General features: G+C 42.6%; 9 protein-coding genes. 1 reads left to right on the forward strand and 8 read right to left on the reverse strand.

The features are described from left to right. Positions 1-65: 65 nt before the first annotated feature. The 7 genes from F6J99_RS13025 to F6J99_RS13055 all read right to left on the reverse strand — a co-directional run bounded on the left by F6J99_RS13025 (position 66) and on the right by F6J99_RS13055 (position 11,869). Entirely contained in the window at positions 66-917 is an 852-nt protein-coding gene (locus F6J99_RS13025) for a MoxR family ATPase (RefSeq protein ID WP_293113287.1), read from the reverse strand. Further along, positions 902-1,930, reverse strand: coding sequence for a hypothetical protein (locus F6J99_RS13030; RefSeq protein WP_293113288.1), 1,029 nt, complete (start codon positions 1,928-1,930; stop codon positions 902-904). The genes F6J99_RS13025 and F6J99_RS13030 overlap by 16 nt, the downstream gene beginning before the upstream one ends. Positions 1,931-2,076: 146 nt before the next feature. Then, complete coding sequence (locus tag F6J99_RS13035) at positions 2,077-5,124, reverse strand: hypothetical protein (RefSeq protein WP_293113289.1); 3,048 nt, start codon at positions 5,122-5,124, stop codon at positions 2,077-2,079. A gap of 96 nt (positions 5,125-5,220) precedes the next feature. Further along, positions 5,221-6,054: a hypothetical protein gene (locus tag F6J99_RS13040; RefSeq protein WP_293113290.1), complete on the reverse strand. Its 834-nt coding sequence runs from the start codon at positions 6,052-6,054 to the stop codon at positions 5,221-5,223. A 262-nt stretch (positions 6,055-6,316) separates the two neighbouring features. Further along, positions 6,317-8,119 (reverse strand): EAL domain-containing response regulator, encoded by a 1,803-nt coding sequence (locus F6J99_RS13045; RefSeq protein WP_293113291.1) that lies wholly within the window; start codon positions 8,117-8,119, stop codon positions 6,317-6,319. Between the two features lie 1,128 nt (positions 8,120-9,247). Continuing rightward, positions 9,248-10,450, reverse strand: a complete 1,203-nt coding sequence (locus tag F6J99_RS13050; RefSeq protein WP_293113292.1) for an ATP-binding protein — start codon at positions 10,448-10,450, stop codon at positions 9,248-9,250. 1,206 nt (positions 10,451-11,656) lie between these two features. Further along, a complete protein-coding gene (locus F6J99_RS13055) occupies positions 11,657-11,869 on the reverse strand; it encodes a hypothetical protein (protein WP_293113293.1) in 213 nt (70 codons plus the stop codon). Between the two features lie 93 nt (positions 11,870-11,962). Between F6J99_RS13055 and F6J99_RS13060 the strand changes: the two genes are divergently transcribed. Next, positions 11,963-13,336: a transposase gene (locus tag F6J99_RS13060; RefSeq protein WP_293113294.1), complete on the forward strand. Its 1,374-nt coding sequence runs from the start codon at positions 11,963-11,965 to the stop codon at positions 13,334-13,336. Positions 13,337-13,376: 40 nt separating this feature from the next. Here F6J99_RS13060 and F6J99_RS13065 read toward each other — a convergent pair whose 3' ends face one another. Then, the gene (locus F6J99_RS13065; RefSeq protein ID WP_293113309.1) at positions 13,377-15,257 is read right to left on the reverse strand and encodes an NAD+ synthase; all 1,881 of its coding nucleotides are present in this window, start codon (positions 15,255-15,257) and stop codon (positions 13,377-13,379) included. Positions 15,258-15,703 lie beyond the last annotated feature (446 nt).

Consider the following 15,703-nt stretch of genomic DNA (forward strand, 5'->3'; position numbering starts at 1 on the left):
AGTTTCTTCCCAATCTGACCAGGGGACTTGCTCTATATAGTTTGGGCGCTGCTGTTCCATGTTTCTTACCTTAGCATATTCTCGCTGCCATTTTTGGCGAGGGCTCTTCTACCCCCTGAACGCTTACCTTTTTTACTAGATCGTCCAGTTTCCTCTGCCATTAATTCACGCAATTCTAAAAATCGGGAAACGGATTTTTTGGTCAGGTCATCGGCAATATCTGGAAATCTAGCCTTGACAATATGCACAATTTGCTCGGATTTAGGAAATTTAACGTAGTGGAATAAGCATCTCCGTAGGAAAGCATCCGGTAAATCTTTTTCATCATTACTAGTTATAAAGAGAATCGGTGCGGCTTTGGCACTGATTTCCATTTCTTTATCATCGACTCTAACTTCTTCAACTTTAATAATTTGTTCCTCAAGTTCTAGAAGCAAGTCATTAGGGAAATCAATATCAGCTTTATCAATTTCATCAATTAAGACTACCGTACGTTTCTCATTATTAAAGGCTCGTCCCAGTGGTCCCAGACGCACATAGGAGGTTGGGTGATCAAATCGTTGCTTTTCTGCCTGTGTCAAGGAACCAGAGGCCGCCAATTGAGCATCCCGCAACCTGCCCACTGTATCATAGGTATAGAGTCCATCTTTGGCTCGGCTAGTGGATTTGATATACCAAGCCTCGAAAGGCAGTCCTAACTCATAGGCTACTGCGATCGCTAATTTGGTTTTACCACATCCAGGCTCACCCCTTAGCAGTAGTGGACGCTTTAAGTAAATCGCTAAATTCACTGCGTCTATTAATTCTTTGCTAGGAAGATAGGGATAAATTAGTTTGCCCTGATAGGTTTCTCCAGACTTTTTGGGTTGAACTCGACCGGTGTATTTAGGATAATTTTTATTTACAGGCGAAACCATTTTTCCTCCTGGTCATACCAATTACAGCCGCAGAGCTCACAAATTTTACGAAACGTAGGCTCTGGAATGCCTTTCTTTGCCAACAGTATTTTAACCGTTTCCTCTTTATCATCGGAAAGACTCTCTGGTAAATGGTCTTCTTGGTGATCGAGCCAAGTTCTAATAGTTTCGCGACCAAAGGGAATAATCTCTGGTAATTCAAAGGGAAGTCTAGTTTTACAATCAGGTTGGTAATCAGTGACAAAAGCAATATTCCATGACCTTACCATTCCTTGATAATCTAGAAAAAAGATTAACAACTTAAATCGACTTGGTTGATGTTGGGATATCCTTTGAACTATCCCAGTCCATAAATTATCAATTAAATCTCTCAAATTTTCTTCAATTGATTCATCGACATTGTTAAAACAAATCAAAACATGCTGTGATTGCCATAACTTTAACAGTCCAGTCACAATCTCACCAGGAGAGCTTTCTTCTGCTAAACTAATTCTACCAGCAAATTCTTGCCAAATACTGGACATATCAGTCCTTAAGGTTCTTCGGTTTAGATCAATAAGGATAGTTTTACCTGCCAAGTTTCGGGCAGCATTAAATGCTAATCGATTCGCTAACCATCGTTGACCATAGTCACGGGACTTACCATGAATGAGAAATGCACCGTTAGATTCTTGATGGGTTCTGACAATTTTTTCAAATAGCTGTTGTTGCTGCCAATACCCCAACTTGAGCAAAACTTTATGTAAGGTATCAACGTTTTGAGGTTTGTTTATAGCCTGAGAATGGTTGCCTCTCTGATAGTTCTCGATTTTTTCCTCTATATCATCAAGTTTTTCTTCTATTTCCTCTATCTCTTCTTTACATTCTTTAATTTCCTCCTTTAGCTTAAACTTCACTGCTGTATCAGTCTCAATATTGTACCTTCTCCTGAGCCTACTCAACTTTTCGCTTAATATTTCATAAATTTCTTCCAAATCTTCTTGTTTTTGCTTCAAGCGTCTAAGTGAGGGCATTGGTCACTCTCAAGATTTAGTCTAAGATAGTAGTTTTCCACCTTACTCCTGATTTTAACCGCTAGAGCCGGGAATTTAGGCTTCTGGCCAATAAACTAGAGGATATTTCTCCAGAGGCATCAAGGGTTGCGAATGAGATGCACCCTTTACTTCATCCATGTAAGGCTCAATACTGCTGACCCAATCCTAATCTGATGGCTTACTTTTTGGTTAGGGTTTGACAATACCTGCTTAGCCTGCTCAGCTTGTTTTAGTTTTGTCATTAACTCATCTAACTTCAGTGCTGGTTGTCGTAGATAATAAACCAGATTATCATGGACTAATTGATAGCGGTCAGCAACAGTATCCGGTACCTTAACCACCAACCCCGACTCTACTAAAATCCTTAATACCAACTCTAATCTTTCAGCTTCTGTTCCTAAATGATTAGCTAAATCAGCTTTAGTCTTCAGTGGACGATTCCCTTTTTCATCTGTTAGTAAATATAGCACCAGTTCCGCCACCTGCTGATTCTCTGGTCCACAATCCTCCACTACTCCAGTCAAATACCGCGCCATCAATCCTTGCTTTGAACCCCGTTCCCAATAGTGTTCCAAGGTAGTAATACTTTCTGCCTGCAATTGGGCTCCTACTATCTGCAATTCCATGGGACGTACTTCCGAGAACTCCCCAGCTAAATCCTGTACCAATTCTTCAATCAAAGCTGGTTCCAGGTAACAAGACGATTGTTTAGTTACTTGCTCAATCACGGACTTGGCATCATCCCGGGAAAAATTCCCTAAAGGATAGCGCACATGCTTACCCAATATGTCATTCCCAATAATTTCCATACTGGCCATGGGATTACCGCTACCCGACCATGGTGCGCGTTCCCATTCCAGTAAATAATGGAGATTATCCTCCCGCATTGACAGAATCACCTTCACTGACGGACTAGTAAGACACTCTCCTAGGAATTCAAAAAATTGCCGTCGCTCAGCTTTATCCAGGTAAACCACGAAAAAGTCTTCAAACTGGTCAAAAATCAGTACTGTCCGCAAATTGTGCTGTTCATTTTGCCGCAATTGCTGTATAATACTATCTGGACTTTGTAGGGATGTTCCATGGAATGTTTCTATATTTATTCCGTTTAATCCCTCTGCCAATAACCGTCCCAATTCTTCTACCCAATTGCTATAGACTGCCATCACTACAGGCAACACATCTTTTGTACCAATTACAGTCTTTTTCAATCCTGGTACTAATCCCCCATTCACCAGAGAACTCTTGCCCACCCCTGATTCTCCATGAATCACAATTAGCCTGTAATCATTGCTTCCAATTCGTTCAATCAATCGATTGACATCCTGCTGTCGCCCAGACTGCGCTATTTCTATCGCTATAGTTTCTCGATTTTCCTCCTCTAGGGGGGCAAGGCGTTGCGCACCGATTAAATTTGTTGGCAACCCCACCAACCTTATCTGTTGTCGTGGCTGTAATCCACCAGCACCAATAAAGCCTCCCCAACCATACTGTTGCCCTAGGGATTGTTGATATTGCTTAAGTTGGAAAGCTTGGAGATACTGCCCCTGCTGGAAATAAAGCGATCGCAAAGCCTGAAAAATCCGATTGTAAAACCGAGGATTATTCTGAGGTGCAATAACCCTTGCCTGTTCTAGATGTTGGAGTGCAGCTTCAGGGTGACCCAGCCGTTGTTCAGATTCAGCTAACAGTAGTAGATAGAGACTCGTTTGAAGTGAGTGCATGGTCCCGAGTGCATTGTCCTGAATGCTGACTCCTGAGTTAAGAGATGGTTTTGTGCCCTGTGTTTCCTGTGTTACCTCTGTTTCCTGTGTGCCCTCTTGGGCAACACCATAGGAAACTGTCCCTATAGTGTTTAATGCTTTCTGAGCATTTTGCTTAGCCTCTTGCCAACGAGATTGGTTAAGAGCCACTTCTGCTAAAAATCCGTAAGCTTGGGCTTTTAGTGGTGCCAGACCTTGCGCCCCTAATAGGATTTGGCGTTGCTGTAACCCTAGGGCATTGTGAGCCAAGTGATACAAATCATCCCAATCCTCCAGACGTTGCATCACCTCACCTAGTTGATTGATAAACTTAGTGACTAAATCATGACGATTCAACTGCTCAAACCGATCAAGACACTGCTGGAATAATCCTCTAGCATCGTTCCAATAGAGACAGTTTTCTGGTTCCCGAGACTTTTCCCCCTGCTGGAAATAACACAACCCAATGTAAAACAGGACGATTCCCTGACGCTCCAGGAATTGCTGATCAGAAACGGTCATCTCATTGACCGTAGTATCACTACCGTTTTCTAAATTATCTAGATCCTCTAAATAATTTAGATCTGCTAAGTTCTCTAGATCGTTTAAATTATCTAAATTAGATGAAGAAATATTGTTGCCACTCTCGCCATCTCCCCATCTCGTGATCTCGTGATATCCCGATCTCTCAGTCTCTGTTTGAGCTGGTTGCCAAAATGCCAAACTTTGCTCATAGTGAGTTACTGCACTACCCAACTGATAGTTAGCATAAGCCTCTTGACCACGAAGGAATTCTATACTAGCTTTCAGAGCAGGTTCAAGGGTTTCACCCCGATGCTGTAAATCCTTCAGAGCAGCATCAATTTCCCGGTGACGTAGAATACCTATATCAGTAGGAACAAAATATGCTATAATATTATATTTTAAAATATAGTCAAAGATAGCATCGGTAGTCTCTTGGAGTTCAGTAATTAAGGTTTCTGTTGCGTTCGCAAATTCTATCGGTGTCCCCAAACTCTCGAAATCTGGAGCAAACTGGGTTAGTTGCTGCTGAAGGTCATCTGTAATCCATAACACTAAGGGGAAAGGAAGATTTTTCTGAAACTCTTCGAGCACTTGATTAGTAACACTCAGCATCTGTGCTAGATTCTGCACCGATTCTAAGCCTAAGACCATCACAGCAGTAGGGCGTTGTTCTCCCAGTATTGACCGAATGGTGTCATAGAGCAGGTTGTCCGATGGCTTAAGGGTTAGGGTATTAATGTCAAGGTCCGAGAGTGTTGGTAATTGCGCTACCAAACGGAAACGCACCCTAATATAATTACAGCGGGCTAAAATCAGCTTGAACTGTCCCTGAGACCCTTCTACTGCCGACACCAGTTTTTTCAGGGCATGCTGATTTTCAGTTGCGATCGCATTAGATTTGTCCATCGACCAATGTAGGGTCTTCCCGCCATTCAAGTAGCCATCTCAAGTGTCAACTGTAACATCCAAACTCCAAAAAGGGAGCCCAAAGGCGAACCACAGTCAACCACCGATTGCTAGGATAACTGTTGCAAAGCCAGTCACATTCAGACGGTCTTCGTTATAGAAGGCAGTACGTACTACTAAATCGAGATAAACTCTGGGGCGTAATTGCCCTCTCCAACTAATCGAGTCACCCCCTTGGCGGTAAGGAGACTCTCCGGTCGGTAATCCACCCAACTGCGCACCTTTTTCGGTTTTGCCGGTATAACTCAAAGTGGTTCCAGGAATTGTTTCTCCCTGCTTGACTCGGTATAACACTGGAACCTTGTAAACCACTAGACTGGGGTTTGTTTTGTCCGGTACCTGCGGTACCCAACCAGGTTTAGAAGATACCCCATCTACCGTTAGACGAACAGTACCACCAGCTTGTAGGCGTTCCTCACTATAAACTAATACCCGCTGGTTGAGACCCATTTCAACTCCCCTCAGGGGGCTTCCAGTCCAGTCTAGAGAGTCACCACTGCGCTTAAATGCCCGCTGTCCATTGATCAACACTTCAGCAGTTTTATCCTCCGTCCTACTGATGTACCGAATATCAGTGCCTGGTATCAATGAACCAGCTTTCACTTCCTGCCTAACTGGTCCTTTGTAGACCAAGGTAGAGTTTGACCCAGGCTGCCGTTCCAATAGACTGCAACTAGTCGTCGTAGGGACAACAGCCAACAGCACCGTTGTGGCAATTAGTAAACGTTTAAGCAAACTCAGTGCTGAGTTTTGAGTGCTCAGTCCATTGTCTTGAGTGCATTTTCCGGCGTTGCTGAATAATGGAATGATTTTAAGAGTGAGGTAGAATGGGCATCTTGGTGGAACTGGCATCTTGCGTAGAACTGGCATCTTGCCAGTTTCCTCCTTATTTCGCGCGGGCAGGATGCCCACTCTACTCCTATTCATTACTGGATTGAGCAACGCCCATTTTCCTAAGTCGTAAGACGTGCTCAAGACAGAATAACCTAGTCTATGGTCAGCTCTTGCAGTGTAGGATCTGTTTTCCAAGTCAGGTTTCATGTTTGCCCTCTTTTACATGCAAGCTTGCCCCCCGATATTCCGGAGATAAGGGGGGATACCCTTTTGCTTTTCTTAATTCCTACTATAGCGATCACCAAAACCTATCTGGCTTGGTTAACATCAAATTAGTGACCGTTTCCGCAGTCAGGGCTTCATCAAATAAGAATCCTTGTCCATAGTCACATCCTAAATCTTGCAAAATTTCCTTTTGTTCTTGGGTTTCTATGCCCTCAGCAATTACCTGCATTTTTCGCTTTTTAGCTAAATTTATAATCGCTTCTACCGTATCAAAATTTTTGCCATTTGGAAATTCTTGGCTAATAAAAGAACGATCAATTTTCAGGATATCTATCGGCAAATCAAGATAGGGTAAATATGAGTATCCGGTGCCAAAATCATCGATACACAACTGTATATTTCTGTCTTTTAGTTTATGCAAGATAGTGGTAGCAACTGAGGCATTATCCACCAACACACTCTCAGTAATTTCCAGCTTCAAGTTAGCCCCACTCAATTCTAACGTGGTGCAGATTTGGTCAATCTGGTCAATCAGCTGGGGTTGGTTGAGTTGAATACCAGACAGATTCACACTGATACTCAAAGCAGAATAATCAGGAAACTGGTCTTGCCAAAGGCTTAACTGTTTGCAGGCTTCCCGCAAAATCCATTCACCAAGGGGGATAATTAGTCCTGTTTCTTCTGCTACCGGAATAAACTCACTAGGACTAATCTTGATGCGAGTGCGGTGCTGCCACCTCGCCAAGGCTTCAAAACCAATAGTTTTACCCGTTGTCAGGGACACAATGGGTTGATAATTAAGATGCAATGTTTCGTATTCAATTGCCTGTTGTAAGTCGGTTTCTAACTCTAGTCGCTCAATAGCTCTCTGTTGCATACTAGGATGAAAAACCTCTGAGGAGCCAATACCTTCTAATTTGGCATAATACATCGCCGTATCTGCCGCTCGCAGCAAATCTTTCGGTTGCTCATAGCCCATGGTACTCAGGACAATACCAATGTAGCAATTAGAAGACACAACTCGCCCATTGAGTTCCAATCGGATGGAAATCTCCTGATGGATACGCTCAGCTGTTTCTTTCACCTGATCTAAGTCTTGGATATTCGAGAGCAAAATCGCAAATTTATTCTCTCCCATCCTCGCCACTATATCCTGAGCACCGATGCATTGCTGTAAGCGTTGAGCAGTAGCAACTAGGAGTTGTTCACTGAGTAGATCACCTAGACTGTATTGGATAATTCGGTAGCGACTGAGAGTCACAGATAGGACAGCAAATACATTATCCTTCTGAGTGTTTCCAACAATGGGTTCATCCCAGCAAAGAGTTGGTAGAATCGGGTATGCCATCGGTAGACATTTGCGATTGTGAGTTGGCTGTACTGGCTTAAACCACTGGCGCAGGTAGTATAAAAACAATGTCCGATTAGGCAAACCGGTTAATTCGTCATAAAACGTCAGGTCTTGTAACCTCTTGATTGCCTTCCGGTAATTTTTGCGGACCTTTGCTTCTCTTAACTCCCGCTCCACCGCCGGAACTAATCGTGCTAACTGGTGTTTAAGTAAATAGTCATGGGCTCCCGCTTTCATAGCAGCGATTGCCATATTTTCCTTAATCGAGCCGGAGACGATAATAAATGGTAAGTCTAACCCTTTTTTTTGTAAGAGGAGTAAGGCACCAATGGCGCTAAACTTAGGCATGAAGTAATCCGCAATCACAATATCCCACCCTTTATTATCTAGGGCTTCGTCCATTGCTCCTGGTGCTTCCACTCGTTCATAAATTGCTTCGTAGCCACCATTGTTTAGTTCAAACACCAGCAACTCAGCATCATCTTCTGAGTCTTCAACAATCAAAACTCGCAGTGGTTTATTCATAGATTTACCCTATTTATTCATCACTAATTTTTACTTCATTAGAAAGATTTTATCTTCGGAGATTAATCATCTAATAATGTCCACATTATTTTGCTTAATTTTACCTCAAATTTATAGTCTGATTCGGCGCATTGTGATGAGTATACATAATACAAAATCCAGAAATTAGGACAAGGATTTAGCAAGGTTAGCGGGAGGAGCAAGAACGATTAGTGGATTCCCAAGTCAATTTCTCTTAAAACTTCCTGGAAAATCAATTATTATGACTGGAAGCTCCTGACTGCAAGCTCCTGAATCCGAGGATAGTTGGTTATGTCGAACTCAGGTAATTTTAGGTTTAATCCCAACCGATAAATGGCTTCTCCTAAAGTATCCAAAGACCACGAACTTAAACTAGAAGTTAGACTAGAACTAGTTAAAACAGTTGAACTATCCTCCGCGTCAAGCACAGGGGATTCTAATTGGTTATAATAAAAGCAGGCTTTAACTACCGACTTTATTACCTGTTGACCTTCCTAAACACTCAGTGCTTTGTAGTGGGGATTATCCTTGAAATCTTTGCAACGTTGACCATAGGTAACCTTAATACTCTTGTGTTTTCGACCAACTCGGTACATGTCATAAGCATCAAAGTAATTGTAATACTGACAGTTTTCGTTCAGAAGTCTGTCTTACTCCCTACCAAGCCTGCTTCTACAGGTGATTGGCTTGTTCACACCAGAAAACAAGGAGGTCATTAGTTTCATCTGGTATGTTCCCAGACAAGAATCCAGATAATACTATTTTTTTTGTCTCGTATTGCACTAGTTATATCACCTCCTAATCACAAACAAAGTAGACCAGGGGTGTGCATCCCCTAACTTGTTTTCATCCCCCGCACCAAGCATGGGGGTAAACAAGCTGCAATTTCTGTAAATTTAATTCCTAACAGCTTAAATTGCCTAAGCGCCGTAATTACCTTAGCCATCTTAAAGCCTGTATTATCATAAAAATGAAACACATGGCTGCCATTTTGCCATTTTTATGTTTGGACACATATCATCAATTGTAATTTAACTATTGCTAATCATTAGTTCAGTAGTGATTGCAATAGTTTTCAGGTGTGGAGGAGACGAAGCAATGGTGTTATTATAGCGAATAATTTGTGAAGGGTGGAAGGGAAAAATAAAACGTTGCTCCTTGTTCAATTGCACTTTTAGCCCAGACTTTGCCACCATGTAGGTGAATAATACGCTTTACAGTAGCCAGTCCAATGCCATTGCCAGGAAACTCAGCTTCGGTGTGCAAGCGTACAAAAGGGATAAATAATCTGTCAGCGTCAGCCATATCAAAGCCAGCTCCATCATCCCGGACAAAATAGGCGATCGCTTGATCACTGGTTTGCTCTTGCCCCCCTGTCTGAGGTGCGGACAATGGGCAAACTCCAAATTCAATCCTGGCTTGGGGATGATGGGATGTGTATTTCCAGGCGTTGTGGAGTAGATTCTGTAAAACAATCCGGAGCAACCTACTATCTCCATAGGCCTGAATTCCTTTGGCAATGACCCATTCCACGCTCCGTTCAGGTTGGGTTTGTGTGAGTTCTAACCTAATTTCAGCAACCATCTTGCTCAAATCAAGATTTTGGTAGTGCATCGGGTCACCGCTAACTTTGGAAAGCTCTAGCAAATCGTCAATGAGTTTCCACATATGCTGACTGTTAGCAGATATACGTTGGAGATAGTGTTGTCCTTTGAGATCCAACTGGTGATGATAGTCGTTTGATAGAACCTTAATAAAACTCTTAATCCTTCGTAGTGGAGCGCTTAACTCGTGGGATACTGAATAAGCAAATGCTTCTAGTTCCTGATTTGTGGCTTCTAGTTGAGCAGTGGGCTGATTAACTCGGTCTAGCAGCTGTTCATTCGTAGTCAACATTGTTGTTGGTTCTAGCACTTGCAGCAAACTATTTTGTGTAATGATACCTGTCGGTCGTCCACATTCCTCTACAACTGGTAGATGGCGAATCCGATGTTGCCGCAATCGAGACAGTAGCTTGACTATATTCTCCACATTCTCGACTTCAGTTGCTGGTAGTGTAATTAACTCTGTGGTCATCACGTTAGCGATCGCTAGTCCAGAAAGCCCAATCCCTTCGACTATGACCTTCAGCAAATCTCGCTCAGTAAAAATGCCTACTAATGACCGTTGGGACTGGACAAGTACGTAACTAGAGTCCAACTTGATCATGCGGGCAATTGCCTCTGTTACTAGAGTTTCGGGAGATACAATCAGAGGATCCCTATTAATTGCTGCGTCTAGGTTCAAATACATCGGGTAAGAGTGTAGCACAAATTTCAACAATCTAGCAGTAGGAAGTGGTGAAATTATAGCGATTGTGATCAAACAAATTCATTCCAAAATGGCGCAAAATTTAAATTTAACTAGTCAAGATAGAGGGGAATTTTTAGTTTTCCCCCTCCCTCTTACCCTTTCACCATAATTTGAACCAACTGCACCAGTAAATTAATAAGCAAATTAATACGATGTCACCATTCAGCATATGCGCATTCGCGCACGCTACGCGAACAGAATTCAGCCATTCCTAATCAGCCCTTAGATACAAGTAATCTTGAATCAACCAACCTTTAAGAAAGAACATTATCGCCCGAATACTTATGTACTCCCATCATCTACTCCCATCCAGACCCAAATACCTAAGTTTTCGTCGATGCTTTAGCTTACTCCTGAGCAGCTGAGCCCTGAAGGCTTACCGTTGGGCTGCAATTGACTAGGTTTTTTGTTGATCCTTGACTGTTGACTGCTGACAGTAAACGTCATATAGTATTTCCAAATAAATCATGAAACCCAATTCTGATTTGTCATAACAGCAAAAAATACTTGGAGCTCTTTCCTACTGTTACCTACCCCCCTTATTAAGGTTAGCGGGGATTTCTGTACGCTTTTTACATCAATCTTAGTTTCACATCTCACCTGAAAACCCTATAGACTGTGAACAGTCAACAACCAAACTATTACGTTTATTTTTACTGTCCCACTTACTGGATGACGAAACTGCTATCCTAGTATGGATTTCTTGAACAAGACTTCCCTGGCTAGGTAGTCATTAGTTATTAGTCCAGTTATTAGTCCATTGTCGTCAACAATAAGTATTCTGGTCTTTAGCAATGACTAATTACCAAAGACTAATGACTAATCATTAATGACTAATCATTAAGGCTCTTCCGGATCTGTGGTTTAAAACGTATCAAAAGGCACAAAATCGAAAATAAATGTGGCTGGAACTGGCGGAATTACGTGATCTAAGCTTGCCTTATCACCGCAAAGCCGGAAGAGCCATCATTAATAGACTAATGCTATCAAAACTTCCTGAAATTTGAGAACCCCCGTGCTTCAGCCGGGGTCAGAAGTTACCGCAAGAATAAGGCAGCCTTTATGGTTGGTCGGCTATGAGCAAAAGGGTTAAAACTTTGAGGCGCGACAATCGCGCGAATTTAATTCGCCGATGGAAAGCGCGCCTCCATGATTAAGGCTGTCTTATTCTAAGGTTTCGTCTCCGGGATGAAAAACAGAGACTGGAAATATCGGCGTCGTGTCCTTTATTTGACTTCTAATCCAACGTTCCACATATTCCCCCGCACTAATCCCAGCTTCTTTTGCTGAGAGTTGTAACCATTTCCAGGAACTACCGGTAAGCATTATGTTGTGTGGTTTTTTTAACTCGTCATGAAGGACTGGGATCCCTCTCATCCTTTTCTTTGATTTATTTTGAGTTTGACTTGACATCCTTGGTTATTGCGCATATACTGATAACAGGATAACAAATAGGTCGAGGTTGTCAATATGTACAGAACTATACCAGTAAGAGCTGTCTTTTCAGATGAAGAAAAAGCCTTCTGGGAATTTCAGTGCCAGCACTCAAACAGTCTATTTAATTGTGCTATCTATTACTCAAAACAGAAACATTATAAATGGTTAGAGGATCAGGAAGCTTATACTACTTACTGGCGTGGAGATGAACTAAAAGCAGGATGGAAGACTTACGTGTGTGGTGTTAAGTATCCAGAAATTGATAAAGCCTTAAAAATGTCACCCCACTATAAGGCAATGGCAGCTCAATCCGCTCAACAGACTCTCAAGACAGCAGGTGAAGCTATCAAGAGCTACAACCAGCTAGTAGGTCTGTATTACAAAGGAGAAGTAGACAGGCCAAGATTTCCCCGGTATCGCAAATCAGGAGGGTTATTTTCTGTTACATTTCCACGACAAGCTCTTACCTATAAGCAGGGGCTATTTTATCCATCTGTTAGCAAAGAAAGCAAACCAGAACTGCTAACTGAAATCATCCTAACTCCACCAAGTTTTATAGATCCGGATTGGGTAAAAGAAGTCACGATTCGTCCCTGCTACGGTCAGTTATGGATCGACTGGGTCATAGATGACGGAAAACAGCCAGTGAAGAGTAACTCTAGTTTGGATTATTCTCAGGCTATGGGAATAGACCATGGTGGCGATAACTGGCTGACTTGCGTGTCTACTATTGGAAAAAGCTTTATCATTGATGGAAAAAAACTCAAATCAATGAATCAAGGGTATTCTCGGCTAGTGGCAAATTACAAAGCCGGGAAATCAGAAAAATATTGGGATTCGACTTTAGATCAGATTCAAATAAAGCGAAACAATCAGATGAGAGACGCGGTAAATAAGGCTGCCCGTTTTATTGTTAATCGTTGCCTTAAAGATAAGATTGGTAATCTTGTCGTTGGTTGGAACGAAGGACAGAAAACCTGTTCCAATATGGGGAGAAAAGGCAATCAAAAGTTTGTCGTGATTCCCACAAAAAGACTTATAGACAGACTGGAACAGCTTTGTTCAGAGTACGGAATAAAACTGACGATCACAGAAGAATCCTATACCAGTAAGGCGTCTTTATTGGATGATGATTTCTTGCCAAAATACGGTGAAAAACCCGAGTGCTGGAAACCATCAGGAAAAAGAGTGAGACGAGGACTTTACCAAACGGCTTCAGGAAAGTTGATCAACGCCGACTCAAACGGCGCTGCCAACATCCTTAGAAAAGTAAGCACACAGCCATTCAATATGGCCAAGGTGTCTAGGGGATCCTTGACAGTCCCACACCGGTATGACTTATTCAGTGACTTGTCTAAAGCATACCGATATAAAGGTGAAGCAGGACGGGTTTACCCTCCTGTGTAACAACCTTTGAGAATCCCCCGCGCTTTAGCCGGGGGAGATGTCAAAGCCAACGACTAGCAATTGGCATCCGCCAGCCAGTACCAAAGGCGCGGTCAGTAACCTTTAAGCCTGGCGCGGCTTGTCGGCGCTTAAATTCAACACGAGCGACTAGTCGGATGATTTTGTTAACCACTTCGGGCTGATGACCTGCATCAATAATTTGCTCCGGGGCTTGGTGCTGGTGGATCAGTCGCTCGAGAATATCATCTAGGATATCGTAGGATGGCAAGGAATCTTGGTCTACTTGACCAGGTTTTAATTCAGCGCTGGGGGGCTTGATTAGAATATTAGCAGGAATAATTTCTGTTTCGCTTAAAGGTTGTTCGCCTTTGGCGTTCGAGTCGGTTAGGTTACCAGGTTGAAGCTGATCAGCTTGAAGCTTAGAAGAGGAGTCTGAAGGTTCAACATTGAGCGTACTAACCTGCAACTTCTGATTAACCTGGGACTCCTCTGCCCTAGAATTTAGCCACCGACATAGGGAGTAGACTCGGGTTTTGGGAACATCGGCAATTACAGCTAATCCACCATTCATATCACCATAGAGGGTACAGTAACCCACTGCCATCTCTGACTTGTTGCCAGTAGAGAGCAGGAGATAGCCAAATTTATTAGCGATCGCCATCAGTAAGCTGCCCCGAATTCGGGATTGAATATTCTCTTCAGCCACACCAAACTCTGTCCCGGCAAATAGGGAGGCTAAGGTTTGGTCAAACCCCTCCATCAAGGAACCAATGGCTAGGGTGTGAGTCTTAATACCTAGGTTTTGTGCTAATGAGAGAGCATCTTTGACGGAGTGGTCAGAACTGTAGGGAGAAGGCATGAGAATCCCCAAGACATTGTCTGCTCCTAAGGCGGCGGTGGCAATAGCAGCCACAAGAGCAGAATCAATCCCACCACTCAAACCAATTACGACTTTTTTAAAACCACACTTACGGGTGTAATCCCGGACTCCTAGGACTAAGGCTGACCAAATTTCTTCGTCTAGGCTGGCGGGGGCTGGTGCTATTGCTGCCGATGGTGGAGACTGTATAGTTGTTTCTGGTGGGGTGACCAGATCGTTTGTTTCTCGGTCATATTCCACAATGACTAAGTCTGTTTCAAAGGCACGGGCGCGACATACCATCTCACCAGCCTGATTAAATGCTACACTACACCCATCAAATATCAGGTCATCATTGCCTCCTAGCTGATTGGCGTAGAGGATAGGTGTATGGTAACGGCTAGCGCTATGGCGCAACATGGCTTCCCGAGTTTTCTGTTTACCCGCGCTATAGGGTGAGGCGGACAAGTTGACCACTAGGTCTACACCCTGTTCAACTAAGTCTGTGATCGGATTGACTTGATAGCTGCGTTTGCCCCAAAACTCTTCATCGTTCCACAAGTCTTCGCAAATGGTAACACCGATTTTAATTGGAGAGTGGGCATTCTCAGTTGTGATTGCTGATGGCTGGTCATCAATGGTGAAGCAATTACTCTCCCGTCCTGGTTCAAAGTAGCGGTTTTCATCGAAAACATCATAGGTGGGCAAGAGTCGCTTGTGAAAAATCTGCCGTACTTTTCCCCCCTCTAGTAGAGCAATGCTGTTATATAAAGGTTTGCCACCAGCAAGCTCTGCTTTGGTATTCGGTGTTACTGTCCCCACCAAAACAGCTAGAGACAATGGTAGCTGCTGAGCTAGTTGTTGCACTTGTGTAGTCATCGATTCTCGAAACTTGGGATTGAGCAGCAAATCTCGTGGTGGATAGCCACACAAGGATAATTCTGGTGTCAGCAACAGACGCACATCCTGACTCGCAGCAGTATTGGCTAGTTCAAGAATCTGTTGAGCGTTACCTGTAATATCACCAATGGTGGGGTTGAGTTGAGCGATCGCAATCTTCATCATTTTTGATTGTTTTTTATAGTTTAGGCCATCTACTTCACACAATCTTTAGTAATCTGGCTTTGGTTAGTAATTAAAAGCGAAAATATACAGTTGATATCGTCTTTTAAAAAAATGTTTTTCTATAAAAAGTAACGGGTTCATGATTAGCATTTTTGGTATTGATTGACTATTTTTAGTATTCTTTTAATAAGTTAGCAAATAAACTCCCAAGCTTGCGGCTGATAGATTTGAGAAATTTATGGGCACAAATAAATTTTAACAATTTATATTTTTTAGAATCAGCTATGGGTCTCATTCCGAGAATTTCATTGTTATTAATATATTGTTTTTTTTGAGAGGTAAGTATAAATTATTTATAGTTTTTTAACGAAAGTAAACATAAACGCAAACTTGAACGTAAACCCTAACGCAAACGTAATCCTTGATAGTGTAGATTAAGTAAT

Source organism: Moorena sp. SIO4G3 (assembly GCF_010692305.1).
Classification (GTDB): domain Bacteria; phylum Cyanobacteriota; class Cyanobacteriia; order Cyanobacteriales; family Coleofasciculaceae; genus Moorena; species Moorena producens_A.